This window comes from Pseudomonas sp. BIGb0558, from assembly GCF_024807515.1.
Lineage (GTDB): Bacteria > Pseudomonadota > Gammaproteobacteria > Pseudomonadales > Pseudomonadaceae > Aquipseudomonas > Aquipseudomonas yamanorum_A.
Map to the genome: position 1 here is coordinate 124,763 of NZ_JANUEW010000002.1, position 15,459 is coordinate 140,221.

Annotated in this window: 11 protein-coding genes and 2 tRNA genes; 2 read left to right on the forward strand and 11 right to left on the reverse strand. The window is 60.6% G+C overall.

Translation table 11 applies throughout. The annotated features are described in order from the left end of the window. Positions 1–93: 93 nt before the first annotated feature. From M2400_RS03925 to rnr, 11 genes are all read right to left on the reverse strand, one after another. The gene (locus M2400_RS03925; protein ID WP_259195297.1) at positions 94–3,387 is read right to left on the reverse strand and encodes a DUF2126 domain-containing protein; all 3,294 of its coding nucleotides are present in this window, start codon (positions 3,385–3,387) and stop codon (positions 94–96) included. Between the two features lie 187 nt (positions 3,388–3,574). Next, positions 3,575–4,024: a hypothetical protein gene (locus M2400_RS03930; RefSeq protein WP_259195296.1), complete on the reverse strand. Its 450-nt coding sequence runs from the start codon at positions 4,022–4,024 to the stop codon at positions 3,575–3,577. Beyond that, the gene (locus tag M2400_RS03935; protein ID WP_177041301.1) at positions 4,021–4,941 is read right to left on the reverse strand and encodes an NAD synthetase; all 921 of its coding nucleotides are present in this window, start codon (positions 4,939–4,941) and stop codon (positions 4,021–4,023) included. The genes M2400_RS03930 and M2400_RS03935 overlap by 4 nt, the downstream gene beginning before the upstream one ends. Positions 4,942–5,146: 205 nt before the next feature. Next, positions 5,147–7,450, reverse strand: coding sequence for a YgiQ family radical SAM protein (locus M2400_RS03940; RefSeq protein ID WP_177041300.1), 2,304 nt, complete (start codon positions 7,448–7,450; stop codon positions 5,147–5,149). A gap of 99 nt (positions 7,451–7,549) precedes the next feature. Next, positions 7,550–8,944 (reverse strand): replicative DNA helicase, encoded by a 1,395-nt coding sequence (gene dnaB, locus M2400_RS03945; RefSeq protein ID WP_064450415.1) that lies wholly within the window; start codon positions 8,942–8,944, stop codon positions 7,550–7,552. A 120-nt stretch (positions 8,945–9,064) separates the two neighbouring features. Further along, positions 9,065–9,511, reverse strand: coding sequence for a 50S ribosomal protein L9 (rplI, locus tag M2400_RS03950; RefSeq protein WP_003171376.1), 447 nt, complete (start codon positions 9,509–9,511; stop codon positions 9,065–9,067). Between the two features lie 18 nt (positions 9,512–9,529). Then, entirely contained in the window at positions 9,530–10,417 is an 888-nt protein-coding gene (locus M2400_RS03955) for a hypothetical protein (protein ID WP_010173874.1), read from the reverse strand. A gap of 36 nt (positions 10,418–10,453) precedes the next feature. Further along, on the reverse strand, positions 10,454–10,684 hold the full coding sequence (gene rpsR, locus M2400_RS03960) for a 30S ribosomal protein S18 (protein WP_002551829.1): 231 nt from the start codon (positions 10,682–10,684) through the stop codon (positions 10,454–10,456). 28 nt (positions 10,685–10,712) lie between these two features. Continuing rightward, positions 10,713–11,135 (reverse strand): 30S ribosomal protein S6, encoded by a 423-nt coding sequence (gene rpsF, locus M2400_RS03965; RefSeq protein WP_003217491.1) that lies wholly within the window; start codon positions 11,133–11,135, stop codon positions 10,713–10,715. Positions 11,136–11,444: 309 nt separating this feature from the next. Beyond that, positions 11,445–12,200: a 23S rRNA (guanosine(2251)-2'-O)-methyltransferase RlmB gene (rlmB, locus tag M2400_RS03970; RefSeq protein WP_177041299.1), complete on the reverse strand. Its 756-nt coding sequence runs from the start codon at positions 12,198–12,200 to the stop codon at positions 11,445–11,447. Next, a complete protein-coding gene (gene rnr, locus M2400_RS03975) occupies positions 12,197–14,830 on the reverse strand; it encodes a ribonuclease R (RefSeq protein WP_259195295.1) in 2,634 nt (877 codons plus the stop codon). Before rnr ends, rlmB begins: the two co-directional genes overlap by 4 nt. A 224-nt stretch (positions 14,831–15,054) precedes the next feature. On the opposite strand from rnr, the gene M2400_RS03980 reads away from it, so the two are divergent. Next, positions 15,055–15,141: transfer RNA gene (locus M2400_RS03980), tRNA-Leu, on the forward strand. A 176-nt stretch (positions 15,142–15,317) separates the two neighbouring features. Further along, positions 15,318–15,404 (forward strand) — tRNA-Leu (locus M2400_RS03985). The last annotated feature ends 55 nt before the right edge of the window (positions 15,405–15,459 follow it).

A 15,459-nucleotide genomic window follows, 5' to 3' on the forward strand; every position in this document is an offset into this window, starting at 1 on the left:
GGCACCTCGGTGCATCTGGTGTACCGAGGTGATGCTATCGCAGGCAAGCCAGCTCCCACATTAGGGATTTGTCGCTTTCGGGATTATGTACATTCAATCCTCTGTTTTTTTTGCAAAGCGCCGCAAATCCAGGGTCATTGGCAGTTCATCATTGATCACCACACTCGGCACCGGCAGTTTCCCGGGGCTGTGTCCCAGGCGGAAAAACCGCGCCATCCGCCGGCTTTCAGCTTCGTTGGCGTTCACCGGCAGGCTGTCGTAATTACGCCCGCCAGGATGGGCGACATGGTACTGGCAACCACCCAGCGAGCGCTGCATCCACGTGTCCAAAAGATCAAATACCAGCGGCGCATGTACCGGGATGGTCGGCTGCAAACAGTTGGCCGGTTGCCAGGCGCGATAGCGCACACCGGCAACAAACTCGCCTACACGCCCGGTAGGTTGCAGCGGCACCGGAATGCCGTTGCAGGTCAGCAGATAACGCTGGGGCGGCAGGCCGCTCAACTTGACCTGCAAGCGCTCCAGGGACGAATCCACATAACGCACCGTGCCGCCCACCGCGCCCTCCTCGCCCAGCACATGCCAGGGTTCCAGGGCCTGGCGCAGCTCCAGTTCGATACCACTGACGGCGTAGTCGCCGACCTTGGGAAACCGGAATTCCAGGTGCGCGGCAAACCATTCGGCCCGCAGCGGGTAACCGGCAGCGTTCAACTCGACGATCACGTCGGCAAAATCCTGCTCGATAAAGTGCGGCAGCAGGAAGCGGTCGTGCAGCTCCGTGCCCCAGCGCGCCAGCTTCGGCGGCGCATAGGGTTCACGCCAGAAACGCGCGACCAGTGCCCGCAGCAACAGTTGCTGGGTCAGACTCATGCGTGCGTGGGGCGGCATTTCAAACGCCCGCAGCTCCAGCAGGCCCAGGCGTCCGGTGGCGCCGTCCGGCGAGTAGAGCTTGTCGATGCAGAACTCGGCGCGGTGGGTGTTACCGGTGACGTCGATCAGCAGGTTGCGCAGCAGGCGGTCCACCAACCATGGCGGGCACTCTTCGCCTACTTCGGGCATCTGGGCGAAGGCAATTTCCAGCTCGTACAACGCATCGTTGCGCGCTTCGTCGACCCGTGGCGCCTGGGACGTCGGGCCGATGAACAGGCCGGAAAACAGGTAGGACAAAGACGGGTGGTTATGCCAGTAGCTGATCAGGCTGCGCAGCAGATCGGGGCGCCGCAGGAACGGCGAATCCTTGGGCGTCGCGCCGCCGAGCACAAAGTGGTTACCGCCGCCGGTGCCAGTGTGGCGGCCGTCGATCATGAATTTTTCGGTGGTGAGGCGGGTTTGCCGGGCTTCTTCATAGAGAAACTCGGTGCGCTCTACCAGTTCGTCCCAGGTGGCGGACGGCTGCACGTTGACCTCGATCACGCCCGGGTCCGGCGTCACCCGGAAGTTGCTCAGGCGCGGATCGCTCGGTGGCTCGTAGCCTTCCAGCAGTACCGGGCAATGCAGTTCTTGCGCAGTGGCTTCGATGGCCGCCACCAACTCCAGGTAATCCTCGACCCGCTCCAGCGGCGGCATGAACAGGTACAGCCGGCCTTCCCGCGCTTCGGCGCACAGGGCGGTGCGGGTCAGCCAGTCGGCGGATTCGTCGATCTTCGGGATACGGTCCTGGCTCGCGGCTGCCTCGCCATGGCTTTGCAGTTGTGAGCTGCTCGACAGGTCTGCCAGCTCCTGATTGGGATCGGTGGGGTGCACGAACGGATAATCCGCCGCCGTCACCCACGGCTGCGAGGCCAGGGGCAGGCGATAACCCAGGGGCGAATCGCCCGGCACCAGGCGGCAATGGTTGTCCCGCAGGTACCAGCGGCCGCTCTGCCAGCGATCATTGGCCGCCGTACGCGCCAACGGCAGCACCTGGCCGATGACTTTATCCAGGCCCTGGCTGAAGACTTTGCGCAGGCGTTCGCGCTCAAGCTTGTCATCCAGGCGCGGATCTTCGGCGCTGACGTTTTGCGGCAAGGCGCCTTCGCGCCACAGGTAATAGAAATTGTCTTCGTAGGCCGGGAATACAAAATGCGCAGGCAGTTTCAGGCGCTCGGCGACACTCGCCAGAAAACGCCCGGCCATCACGCCATCGGCGCCGTAGCTTTCCTGCTCATCGGCGATCAGCGCGCTGTTGTGCCAGATCGGCACCCCATCGCGGCGCCAGTAGCAGTTCAGGGACCAACGCGGCAACTGTTCACCGGGGTACCACTTGCCCTGGCCGAAATGCACCAGGCCCTTGGGTGCGTAGTGCTTGCGCATGCGCTGGAACAGCTCGGCAGACAGCCGGCGTTTGTCCGGACCAAGGGCGGCGGTGTTCCATTCGGCGCCGTCGGGGTCGTCGATGGAAACGAAGGTGGGTTCGCCGCCCATGGTCAGGCGCACATCGTCCTTGATCAGGTCGCCATCAATCTGTCGGCCCAAAGCCTGGATCGCCAGCCACTGCTCTTCGGTGTAGGGCTTGGTAACCCGTGGGGCTTCCCAAATCCGCTCTACGGACATCTCGTGGGTAAATTCGCACTCGCAAGGCTCCACCAAGCCACTGATGGGCGCAGCGGAAGAAGGATCAGGACTACAGGCCAACGGGATATGACCTTCGCCGGCGAACAAGCCGGAGGTGGCGTCGAGGCCGATCCAGCCGGCGCCGGGCAAATACACTTCACACCAGGCGTGCAGGTCGGTGAAGTCCACTTCGGTGCCGGACGGGCCGTCCAGGGCTTTGACGTCGGCGGTCAACTGGATCAGATAGCCGGACACAAACCGCGCCGCCAGCCCCAGGTTACGCAGCAGTTGCACCAGCAGCCATGCCGAGTCGCGGCAGGAGCCGGAGGCATTTTCGAGGGTGAATTCCGGGGTTTGCACGCCCGGTTCCATACGGATCAGGTAGCCGATATCCGCCGCCAGACGCTGATTGAGCCCCACCAGGAAATCCACGGCCGGCAACGGTGTGCGGTCGATACCCGCCAGGTAGGCGGCGAATCTCGGGGTCAACGGCAAGGTTTCCAGGTACGGCGCCAGCTCGCGCTGCTCATCGGCGGCGTAGCTGAAGGGGATTTTCTCGGCGTAGGGCTCAAGGAAAAAGTCGAACGGGTTGAACACCGCCATCTCGGCGACCAGGTCGACTTCGATGCGCAACTCGTCGGTCTTTTCCGGGAACACCAGACGCGCCAGGTAATTGCCCTGGGGGTCTTGCTGCCAATTGATGAAGTGCTGCTCCGGCAGCACTTTCAGCGCGTAGGACAAAATCCGCGTGCGGCTATGGGCCGCCGGACGCAGACGAACAATCTGTGGGCCGAGTTCGACCGCGCGGTCGTAGCGGTAATGCGTAACGTGGTGCAACGCGACATGAATCGACACGGCGGCCTCCTGCGAGCCAGGGCATGGAAACAAAGCGCGCAAGACTTATGCCAGAGCGGCCGTCATTGCGCTTTATCGTGGGACCCGGTGCAGTACAGCACCAAAACGGCGCGATGGCCGCCGTCGTGGTGCGAGGGTTGCACATATTTGTGGCGGGCGTGTGAGGGCGGGTGGTGAATCTACCCAGTCAACGGGCTTTGTGCCTGGCGATCACGGCGTCGCGCAGGTGGCGGACTTCCAGCAGTTTCTGGCGCATTTCGCGGTGGCGCTTGCTGTTGAGCACCAGCAGCGCCAGCAAGGGTAAAAGCACGCTCATGCCATAAATGAACGGATGCGGCCGATACCCGATCGTGGGCAGCACACACACAAAACAAACACCCAGCAACCCCACCAGCGGCCACACCCATTGCGGACGTCCGCGGGCGATCATGAAGTTGCAGTGCACGATGACCAACGTCAGGGCGATTCCGCCGAAAAAGGAGTACCTGGCGTTATCCGCCAGGGGCAGGTCCTGAAAATAGCTGTCAAAAAACAAAGGCACCGCAAACACCAGGGAAAACACGGCGGCAAATATCGCCCCCATGAAGACCGGAAAGTACCGGGATAGAAAACCGCGAATGCTCGGTACTTCGTTCATTGCTCGATCTCCTCATACAGGCCCACGGCAAGGGTTCGAACGTTGCCTGAGAGCGCACTGCCAGTGAAGCCAATGGAGGCACCCAGCGCGTCCTGTATTTGCGTGACCGTTGCGTGCTTGAGCTGAGTGGGCGTGAAGCGCTTGGGCAACTCACCGGATAACTGTCGCAACTTGAGCATCTTCGACGTCAGGCGCGGGTCATTGATGCTCAGCAACTCCTTGGTCAGTTTGGCGCGCTCCTGCCGATTCAGGCCCTTGAGCACCTCCCGCAGACTTTTGCCGGTTGTCGCCTTGTTCAGCCTGACCAGCTTGAGGGTGGTCAGTGAAGAAGCGCCGACGCCGACCAACGACGCAGCGTCCAGCGCGATCATGGTGTATTGGTACCACTCCTCGCCGTCGAGCTGGTCGTTGCGCGACGGATTTCTTATTTCGTTGACGGTGCGATAGCCGCCGGCAAAACACTGCACGGTACTGGCTGCCGCAGCGGTGTAGCCGAGCGCGGCAATCACCGTACTGGCACCCGCTGAAAACGGGATCGCAACGGAGCCGCTGAGCACCACTACCCAGCCGATGACAGCACCGGCACACGACAGCGTGGTGTTGATCGCTTCACCCACCAGTCGCGACTCGCGCGGGTTGTCTTGCACCTGCTGGGCGAACTGCGCAGGTGCAATGTACCTCTGCGCTTCACGCAGGATCACGCGCTTGGGCGCAATGCTGCAGATGGGTTGGAATTCGCGCAGGGTGACGACATTGAAGTCAGCATCGATATACACCACACCTGCACCTACGATGCCGGGGTCGGCGTCGATGGCGGCAAACAGGCGCGGCAGGTTGATCTGGCTTTCGATGCGCTGGCGGGCCATGAACTGGGAGCGGTTGGAGTCCATGCCAATGCCAAGCAGGGGGCTGCTCATGGGGGCGTTCTTCCTTGAAAGTGATGGTGACCTGACTGGCCTCATCGCGGGCAAGCCCGGCTCCCACATGTGGAATGCATTCCCCTGTGGGAGCTGGCTTGCCTGCGATGGCGCTCGAATGGGCGCCACCTTAACAAACAGGCTACCCACCCGCTAGAAAGCAAAACGCCAGCACGAGGCTGGCGTTTTGCGATTCAGGCTGCGATCAACGCGGCACCACCGGCTTGCGGGCTGGCTTCTTGCCTTTGCCCTTGGCCGCGTCAGTGCGTTCCTTGGCGGCCTGCTTGTTGCGCGCCATGGCCGCGGCCTTGGCTTGCTCGCGCTTGTCCCAAGGGTTGCTGCCGTCACTGCCACGCGGCGGCAAGCCGGTGTGCTGGGTGAGGATTTTGGTGGTGGTTTCCTTCGCGACCTTGTGGCTGCCAGCCGGCGTCGAGTTCTTGCGACGGGCGCTCTGGTAGCTGTCGGTGGACGGCTGGTGCAACGGAATCAGTTGCTCCTTACCCGGCCCGATCAAGTCGCCACGGCCCATGCGGGTCAATGCTTCACGCAGCATCGGCCAGCCTTTCGGGTCGTGGTAGCGCAGGAAGGCCTTGTGCAGACGGCGCTGTTCTTCGCTCTTGACGATGGTCACCGCGTCGCTCTTGTAGGTGACCTTGCGCAGCGGGTTCTTGCCCGAGTGGTACATCGCGGTGGCGGTGGCCATTGGCGACGGGTAGAACGCCTGCACCTGGTCGGCGCGGAAGCCGTTGCCCTTGAGCCACAGGGCCAGGTTCATCATGTCTTCATCGGTGGTGCCCGGGTGGGCGGCGATGAAGTAAGGAATCAGGTACTGCTCCTTGCCCGCTTCCTTGGTGTACTTCTCGAACATGCGCTTGAACTTGTCATAGCTGCCAATGCCCGGTTTCATCATCTGGTTGAGCGGACCTTCCTCGGTGTGTTCCGGGGCGATCTTCAGGTAGCCACCGACGTGGTGGGTCACCAGCTCTTTGACGTATTCAGGCGACTCGACCGCGAGGTCGTAGCGCAAGCCGGAAGCGATCAGAATCTTCTTCACACCCGGCAACGCACGGGCGCTGCGGTACAGCTGGATCAGCGACGAGTGGTCAGTGTTCAGGTTCGGACAGATGCCCGGGAACACGCAGGACGGCTTGCGGCACGCGGATTCAATTTCCGGGCTCTTGCACGCGATGCGATACATGTTCGCGGTCGGGCCGCCGAGGTCGGAGATGACGCCGGTGAAGCCGGGCACCTTGTCGCGGATCTCTTCGATTTCGCGAATGATCGACTCTTCGGAACGGTTCTGGATGATCCGGCCTTCGTGCTCGGTAATCGAGCAGAAGGTGCAGCCGCCGAAGCAGCCTCGCATGATGTTCACCGAGAAACGGATCATGTCGTAGGCCGGGATCTTCTCCTTGCCGTACGCCGGGTGCGGGACACGGGCGTAAGGCATGCCGAACACGTAGTCCATTTCTTCGGTGGTCATGGGAATGGGCGGCGGGTTGAACCACACGTCCACTTCACCATGCTTCTGCACCAGGGCGCGGGCGTTACCCGGGTTGGTTTCCAGGTGCAACACGCGGTTGGCGTGGGCGTAGAGCACCGAGTCGCCACGGACCTTTTCCACGGACGGCAGACGGATGACCGTCTTGTCGCGGGTCATGCGCGGGCTGGCCAGGATCTGGACGACCTTGGCTTCTTCCGGGTCTTCCACCGGGCCCTTTTCCTGCTCGATGGCGCAGGCCTGGGTGTCCTGGGTATTCACGTACGGGTTGATGATCTTGTCGATCTTGCCCGGACGGTCGATACGGGTGGAGTCCACCTCGTACCAGCCCTCAGGCGTGTCACGGCGAATGAACGCGGTGCCGCGCACGTCGGTGATGTCTTCGATCTTGTGGCCCCACGACAGGCGCTGGGCAACTTCGACGATGGCCCGCTCGGCGTTGCCGTACAGCAGGATGTCGGCGCAGGCGTCGATCAGGATCGAGTTGCGTACACGGTCCTGCCAGTAGTCGTAGTGGGCAATGCGGCGCAGGGACGCTTCGATGCCGCCGAGTACGATCGGCACATGCTTGTAGGCTTCCTTGCAACGCTGGCTGTACACCAGGCTGGCGCGGTCCGGACGTTTGCCGGCCATGCCACCCGGGGTGTAGGCGTCATCGGAACGGATTTTCTTGTCGGCGGTGTAGCGGTTGATCATCGAGTCCATGTTGCCGGCCGCGACGCCGAAGAACAGGTTCGGCTCGCCGAGCTTCATGAAGTCGTCTTTGGACTGCCAGTTGGGCTGGGCAATGATCCCGACGCGAAAGCCCTGGGACTCCAGCAGCCGGCCGATGATTGCCATGCCGAACGACGGATGGTCCACGTACGCGTCACCGGTGACGATGATGATGTCGCATGAATCCCAGCCAAGCTGATCCATCTCCTCCCTGCTCATCGGCAGGAATGGCGCAGGACCGAAACATTCGGCCCAGTACTTGGGATAGTCAAATAACGGCTTGGCTGTTTGCATGACGGTGACCGGTGTTGAGATGAAAAATCGCGGGCGCGGAATATAGCACAAAATTTGACCAATTCCGACCTTTGCAGTCGGAATTGGTGGGCAGCGCTTTTACTCGTCGTCGAAGTTATAGCTGCCTGGCGCCAGGTTTTCGAAACGGGTGTATTTACCGATAAACGCCAGGCGCGTGGTGCCGATGGGCCCGTTACGCTGCTTGCCGATAATGATTTCGGCGATGCCTTTATGCTCGGTTTCCGGGTGATACACCTCGTCCCGGTAAACGAACATGATCACGTCCGCATCCTGCTCGATCGCTCCGGATTCCCGCAAGTCGGAGTTGATCGGGCGCTTGTTGGGACGTTGCTCCAGGGAGCGGTTGAGCTGCGAGAGGGCAACCACCGGGCAGTTGAATTCCTTGGCCAGGGCTTTCAACGAGCGGGAAATCTCGGAAATCTCGTTGGTCCGGCTGTCGCCGCTGGAGCCCGGGATCTGCATCAGTTGCAGGTAGTCGATCATGATCAGGGCGATGTCGCCGTGCTCACGCACCAGGCGCCGGGTACGTGCACGCATTTCCGACGGGCTGATGCCCGCGGTGTCATCGATGAACAGCTTGCGGTCATTGAGCAGGTTGACCGCCGAGGTCAGGCGCGGCCAATCGTCGTCTTCCAGGCGACCGGCACGCACCTTGGTCTGGTCGATTCGGCCCAGGGACGACAACATACGCATGATCAGCGATTCACCTGGCATCTCGAGGGAGTACACCAGTACCGCCTTGTCGCTGCGCAACACGGCGTTTTCCACCAGGTTCATCGCAAAGGTGGTTTTACCCATGGACGGACGGCCGGCGACGATGATCAGGTCAGACGGCTGCAGGCCGCTGGTCATGCCATCCAGGTCGGTGTAGCCGGTGGACAGGCCGGTGATCGCGTTGTCGGTGTTGAACAGGGTATCGATACGGTCGATGGCCTTGGTCAGCAGGTCGTTGACGCTGACCGGGCCGCCGGTTTTCGGCCGGGCCTCGGCGATCTGGAAGATCTGGCGTTCGGCCTCGTCGAGAATCTCTTCAGCGGTGCGGCCTTCGGGGTTGAAGGCGCTGTCGGCAATCTCGGTGGCGATGCCGATCAACTGGCGCAACGTGGCCCGCGCACGGACGATCTGCGCATAGGCCTTGATGTTGGCGACCGATGGAGTGTTTTTCGCCAGTTCACCCAGGTAACCGAGGCCGCCCACTTGGGACGTCTGGCCTTCCTTGTCCAATTGCTCGGCCAGGGTCACCACGTCGATCGGTGAGTTCTGGTCGGCCAACTTGGCAATGGCGCGGAAGATCAGGCGGTGGTCATGACGGTAGAAATCGCCGTCCGAGACTTGATCCAGCACGCGTTCCCAGGCGTTGTTGTCCAGCATCAAGCCACCGAGCACGGCCTGTTCGGCCTCGATGGAATGTGGCGGCACCTTCAGGGCAGCGGTTTGCAGGTCATATTGCTCAGGAGCGGAGATATCGTTCATGGCCACTTGGAATAGTTGGAGAATCAGGGGCTACAGAAAAACAAAAGGCACGACCTGTAAACAGGATCGTGCCCGATGTTAACCGGCTGACACGCGTGGTGCCAGTCAGTTAGGTGCTGCTTAAGCTGCTACCACAACAACGCGTACGGTGGCTTCAACTTCAGCGTGCAGGTGCACGGCTACGTCGAATTCGCCTACGTTGCGGATGGTGCCGTTCGGCAGACGAACTTCGCTCTTCTGCACTTCAACGCCGGAGGCGGTCAGTGCATCAGCGATGTCGTGGGTGCCGATCGAACCGAACAGCTTGCCTTCGTCACCGGCGGTGGCAGTGATAGTCACTTCCAGCTCAGCCAGTTGGGCAGCGCGAGTTTCGGCCGAAGCTTTTTTGTCTGCTGCTGCTTTTTCCAGCTCCGCACGACGCTCTTCAAACGCAGCCAGGTTGGCAGCGGTTGCAGCGGTGGCTTTGCCGTATGGCAGCAGGTAGTTACGACCGTAGCCGGCCTTAACGTTCACTTTGTCGCCCAGGTTGCCCAGGTTGGCGACTTTTTCCAGAAGGATCAGTTGCATGTGAAAATCCTCTAACTTTTAACCTTCACCGTTCGCGTTATCGGCGTCTTTCGGCGCCAGACGACCGCGAAAATCAATCAGGCCGTCGACAATGGCCAAGACCACGAGTAACGGATAGATCAGCTGCATGAACAGCAACAGCGTCACGTACAACCCCACCAGCCAGAATCTGCCCAGTCGCTTTTGCGCCACCAGCCCATGAATCAGGGACAGGCCGGCGAATACCAGCGGTACGCTGCACAACGGCACCAACAGCGCCAGGCCAAACGTCGGCCCGACCACCATGAACGCCAGCAGCAACATCGCGGGTCCTGCGGGGATTCTGATACTGCGAAACTCGCGACCAAAACCGCCCGGGTTATACAACAACGCCTGCCAGTAACGCCCAAGAATCAGGCTCAGCACGCTGACGATCTGCAACAAGGCCGCAATCAGGCCGGTAAGCATCGGTGCAATCACTGACGCGAGACGCGCTCGCTCCTCTACCGATAACTGCTGGTAGAGATCCCCGAGGGCCAGCGGCAGGATCTTTATGATCTCCTGCGCCAGCGCCTCGATTTGCGGGCGGAAAGCCGCGCCAAGCGCCAGTGAATACACCAACCCCAATGCCACGCTGACCAGCAGCGTACGGACCCAGGACTCACTTGCGCGTAAAACCAACGCAAGGGTCGATGAACCGAGCAGTACCAGAAGTACCCGTGGATCATCGAATTTCAACCACCAGACCAAGGCCGGCAGTATTCCCAGGGCAAGAACGCCAAGGGCGTCCTTCAAACCGCGCCGCAGCAGCACAAGGCAACCTGCGGCAGCACCCAACCAATACAACAACGGCAATGCTGCACATCCAGCCACTACCAGAGTGGCCTGCACACGACCGCGCATGATGAACTCAGCTAAGGCGCGCATGCATTCAATCCCTTACTACTTGTCGACTGCCCGGTCTCAGCGGCCGTGGCTGTCGGTGTAGGCCAGCAGGGCCAGGAAGCGGGCGCGCTTGATAGCGGTGGCCAGCTGACGCTGATAACGAGCTTTGGTACCGGTGATGCGGCTTGGAACAATTTTGCCGGTCTCGGATACGTAGGCTTTCAGAGTGTTGAGATCTTTGTAATCGATCTCCTTCACGTCTTCAGCGGTGAAGCGGCAGAATTTACGACGACGGAAGAAACGTGCCATTTGATAGGCTCCTTAAAAGGTCCGTGGATTACTCGTCAGCGTTATCGCTGTTGTCGCTGTCATCACTATCAGCGCTTTCAGCGCCTTCGTGCTCAGGACGGTCGCGACGCTCACGGCGCTCACTGCGGTTTTCTTCAGCCTTGAGCATCTCGGATTGGCCGGTAACGGCTTCTTCGCGACGGATGACCAGGTTACGGATCACAGCATCGTTGTAGCGGAAGTTGTCTTCCAGCTCGGCCAGGGCCTTGCCAGTGCACTCAACGTTCAGCATCACGTAGTGAGCCTTGTGAACATTGTTGATTGCGTAGGCCAGTTGACGACGGCCCCAATCTTCCAGACGGTGGATTTTGCCGCCGTCTTCTTCGATCAGCTTGGTGTAACGCTCTACCATGCCGCCGACTTGCTCGCTTTGATCCGGGTGGACCAAAAAGATGATTTCGTAATGACGCATGAATGCTCCTTACGGGTTGTAGCCTGCCGCTCAAAAACGGTCAGACAAGGAGTGAATGACACTTATGGATCTTGCCGAAGGGAGGCACATGCGTGCCTGCCATGAAGGCAAGGGGCGCAATTGTAGAGAAGGGGGAGAAAGGGCGCAAGGTGATTGGTGATTATTTGAACAGTCACCCCACCTCACAAAAACAAATATGGGAGCTGGCTTGCCTGCGATGACAATGGCACAGGCAACATCTCTGCTGGCTGACACACCGTCATCGCGGGCAAGCCCGGCTCCCACAGGGTCTTGCGTCGATCTCAAGTCTTACTTTTTAGCTTTAGCCTTGGCACCACGCTGGCGCCGGGCTTCGAACAGGCAGACGCCCGTTGCGACTGAAACGTTGAGGCTGCTGACGCTACCGGCCATCGGCAAGTGCACCAGGTAGTCGCAATGCTCGCGCGTCAGGCGACGCATGCCCTTGCCTTCGGCACCCATGATCAGGATGGTCGGGCCGGTGAGGTCCTGGTCATAAATGCTGACCTCGGCCTCCCCCGCCGTACCCACGATCCACAGGCCGCGTTGCTGGAGTTTCTCCAGGGTACGCGCCAGGTTGGTCACGGCCACCAGCGGAATCACTTCCGCCGCGCCGCAGGCGACTTTACGCACCACAGGCGTCAGGGTTGCCGACTTGTCTTTAGGCACGATCACCGCCAGCGCACCGGCAGCATCGGCAGAACGCAGGCAGGCGCCGAGGTTGTGCGGGTCGGTCACGCCGTCGAGCACCAGCAACAGCGGTGCGCCTTCGGTGCGATCGAGCAGCTCGTCGAGCATTGCTTCACCCCAGACCTGGCTCGGGCTTACGTCCGCGACCACGCCTTGGTGAACACCTTCGACCCAAACGTCCATTTCGCGACGTTCGGCCTGGCCGATGGCAACCTTGTTTTGGTTCGCCAGCTCCACCAGCGCTTGAACGCGCGGCTCGCTACGGCCTTCCGCCAACCACACCTGTTTGACGCGTTTCGGGTGGTGACGCAGCAATGCTTCTACGGCGTGTACGCCGTAGATTTTTTCCAGACTCATGACTTGGCCTTAGGTTTACGCGACCCGCCGCTTTTGGCGGGGGCCGAACCCGCTTTTGGCGGGCCTTTACGGTGTTTACTCGGCTTGCTCGACGGTTTTTCCGCCTCGCGGGACTTTCCCCCAGACGCCGCTTTACCACCGCTTTTGGCTTCGTTGAGCAGCTGCTGCTTCAACTCGCGACTCTTGCGCAGCTCGGCGTTTTTCGCCGCAGCGTCGCTTGGGCGGTAGGCTTCAGGGGCCTTATCCTTGGCAGACGAACGACGCGGCGCCTTGGCTGGCGCAGGCTCGGCGACCGCTGCTTTCGCAGGAGCACCTTTGCCTTTGGAGGCCGGGGCTGCAGTTTCGCTGCCACGTTTTTTACGACCAGTCGGTTCGGCTGGCTTGTCCGGCATGCCGAAGTCGATCTTGCGCTCGTCGAGGTCGACGCGCATGACCTGCACTTCCACGGTATCGCCCAAACGGAAGCTGCGACCGGTGCGCTCGCCCGCCAGGCGGTGATGCACAGGGTCGAAGTGGTAGTAGTCACCCGGCAAGGCGGTGACGTGCACCAGGCCCTCGACGTAGATGTCGGTCAGTTCGACGAACAGGCCAAAACCGGTCACGGCGGTGATCACACCCGGGAACGATTCGCCAACGCGATCCTTCATGAACTCGCACTTGAGCCAGTTCACTACGTCGCGGGTGGCTTCGTCGGCACGGCGCTCGCTCATGGAGCACTGCTCGCCCAACTGTTCCAGGGCCGCTTCGTCGTACGGATAGATCCGTGCCTTCGGAATGGTCATGGCACCGGCGCGCTTGACGTGCGGGGTGTTCTGCTTGGAATGGATCACGCTGCGGATCGCCCGGTGCGTGAGCAAGTCCGGGTAACGGCGAATCGGCGAGGTGAAGTGGGTGTACGCCTCGTAATTCAGGCCAAAGTGGCCCTGGTTATCAGCGCTGTACACCGCCTGGCTCAGGGAGCGCAGCATAACGGTCTGGATCACGTGGTAATCCGGACGGTCCTTGATGCTGGCCAACAGTGCCTGATAGTCCTTCGGCGTCGGGCCGTCCTTGCCTTTGTGCAGGGACAGGCCGAGCTCACCGAGGAACGCGCGCAACTTCTCCAGACGCTCCGGCGGCGGGCCGTCGTGCACCCGGTACAACGCAGGAATCTCGTGCTTCTTCAAGAATTCTGCGGTGGCCACGTTGGCGGCCAGCATGCATTCCTCGATCAGCTTGTGAGCATCGTTGCGTGTGGTCGGGGTGATCGCGGCGATCTTGCGCTCGGAACCGAAGACAATCCGGGTTTCCTGGGTTTCGAAGTCGATCGCGCCACGCACGTGACGAGCGCCCAGCAGCACCTTGTACAGCGAATAGAGCTGCTTGAGGTGCGGCACGACATGGCCGTACTCACCGCGCAAGGCTTTGGCTTCGCTGGTTTTCGGCTGTTCCAGGATGGTGCTGACCTTGTTGTAGGTCAGGCGGGCCTGGGAGTGGATCACCGCTTCGTAGAACTGGTAGTCAGTCATTTCGCCGGTTTTCGAGATGGTCATCTCGCACACCATGGCCAAACGGTCGACTTTCGGGTTCAGGGAGCACAGGCCGTTGGACAGCTGCTCAGGCAGCATCGGGATTACGCGCTCAGGGAAGTACACCGAGTTGCCGCGCACCTGGGCTTCGTTGTCCAAAGCCGAGCCGATCTTCACGTAGCTGGACACGTCGGCAATCGCGACGAACAACTTCCAGCCGCCGGAGAACAGGCGCAGTTTGCCGGGCTTGGCTTCGCAGTAGACCGCATCGTCGAAGTCGCGGGCATCTTCGCCGTCAATGGTGACGAACGGCAGATGACGCAGGTCGATGCGTTTCTCTTTGTCTTTTTCTTCCACTTCCGGCTTGAGCTTGGCGGCTTCTTTCAGCACCGCCTCAGGCCAGACGTGAGGGATATCGTAGGTGCGCAGCGCAACATCGATTTCCATGCCCGGCGCCATGTAGTTGCCGACCACTTCAACGATATCGCCCTGTGGCTGGAAGCGCGCAGTTGGCCAGTGGGTGATTTTCACCTCGACGAACTGACCGACCTTGGCGGCGCCATTACGGCCCGGGGTGATCAGCACTTCCTGCTGGACCTTCGGGTTATCCGGCACGACAAAGCCGATGCCGCCTTCTTCGAAGTAACGGCCGACGATGGACTCGTGGGCACGGGACACCACTTCGACGATCACGCCTTCGCGGCGACCGCGACGGTCGAGGCCGGAAACGCGCGCCAGGGCACGGTCGCCATCGAACACCAGGCGCATTTGCGCCGGGCTCATGAACAGGTCGTCGCTGCCATCGTCCGGGATCAGGAAGCCGAAACCGTCACGGTGGCCGGCGATGCGGCCGAGGATCAGGTCGAGCTTGTCCACAGGGGCGTATGTGCCACGGCGGGTGTAGATCAACTGGGCATCGCGCTCCATGGCGCGCAGGCGGCGACGCAGGGCTTCGAGTTGGTCTTCGGTGGTCAGACCGAATTCTTCAACCAGCTGCTCGCGGCTAGCAGGCGAACCCCGATCGGCGAGATGCGCCAGGATCAGTTCGCGGCTAGGAATAGGGTTTTCATATTTTTCCGCTTCACGAGCGGCCTCGGGATCGAGGGACTGCCAATCGGCCATTAGAGAGTTTTCACCTTGTCTATATGCGGGTTAGTTTGGCATACGCGTATTGAAACGGGAAATTTCAGGTGTCAACAAGCCCGTAAAAGCACTTTGTAGCCCTTGGAATGCACCTTGCGCGACCGCCCGCGAAATTTTCCAGGCTTTTTTGATAACGGGGCTTTACAGCGCAAAAAGCGGTCCGTATAGTGCGCGCCATCGACGACGGCAACGTTGTTGATGCTGCCCAGGTGGTGAAATTGGTAGACACGCCAGCTTCAGGTGCTGGTGATCGCAAGGTCGTGGAAGTTCGAGTCTTCTCCTGGGCACCAATTTCAAACTCAAGGTTCTTCCTCGAGTCTCCAAAAACCCGCGAAAGCGGGTTTTTGCGTTTCAGGCCTTTGATTTTTAACAAGAATCTTGATTTATATTTTTGAATCAGGGGTTTACAGATCAAAAAGCCCTCCGTATAGTTCGCTCCATCAACAGCGCAAGCGTTGTTGATAATGCCCAGGTGGTGAAATTGGTAGACACGCCAGCTTCAGGTGCTGGTGATCGCAAGGTCGTGGAAGTTCGAGTCTTCTCCTGGGCACCAAATTCAGATCAAACCCGCGAAAGCGGGTTTTTTCGTTTCCGGGGTTTGAAAACCT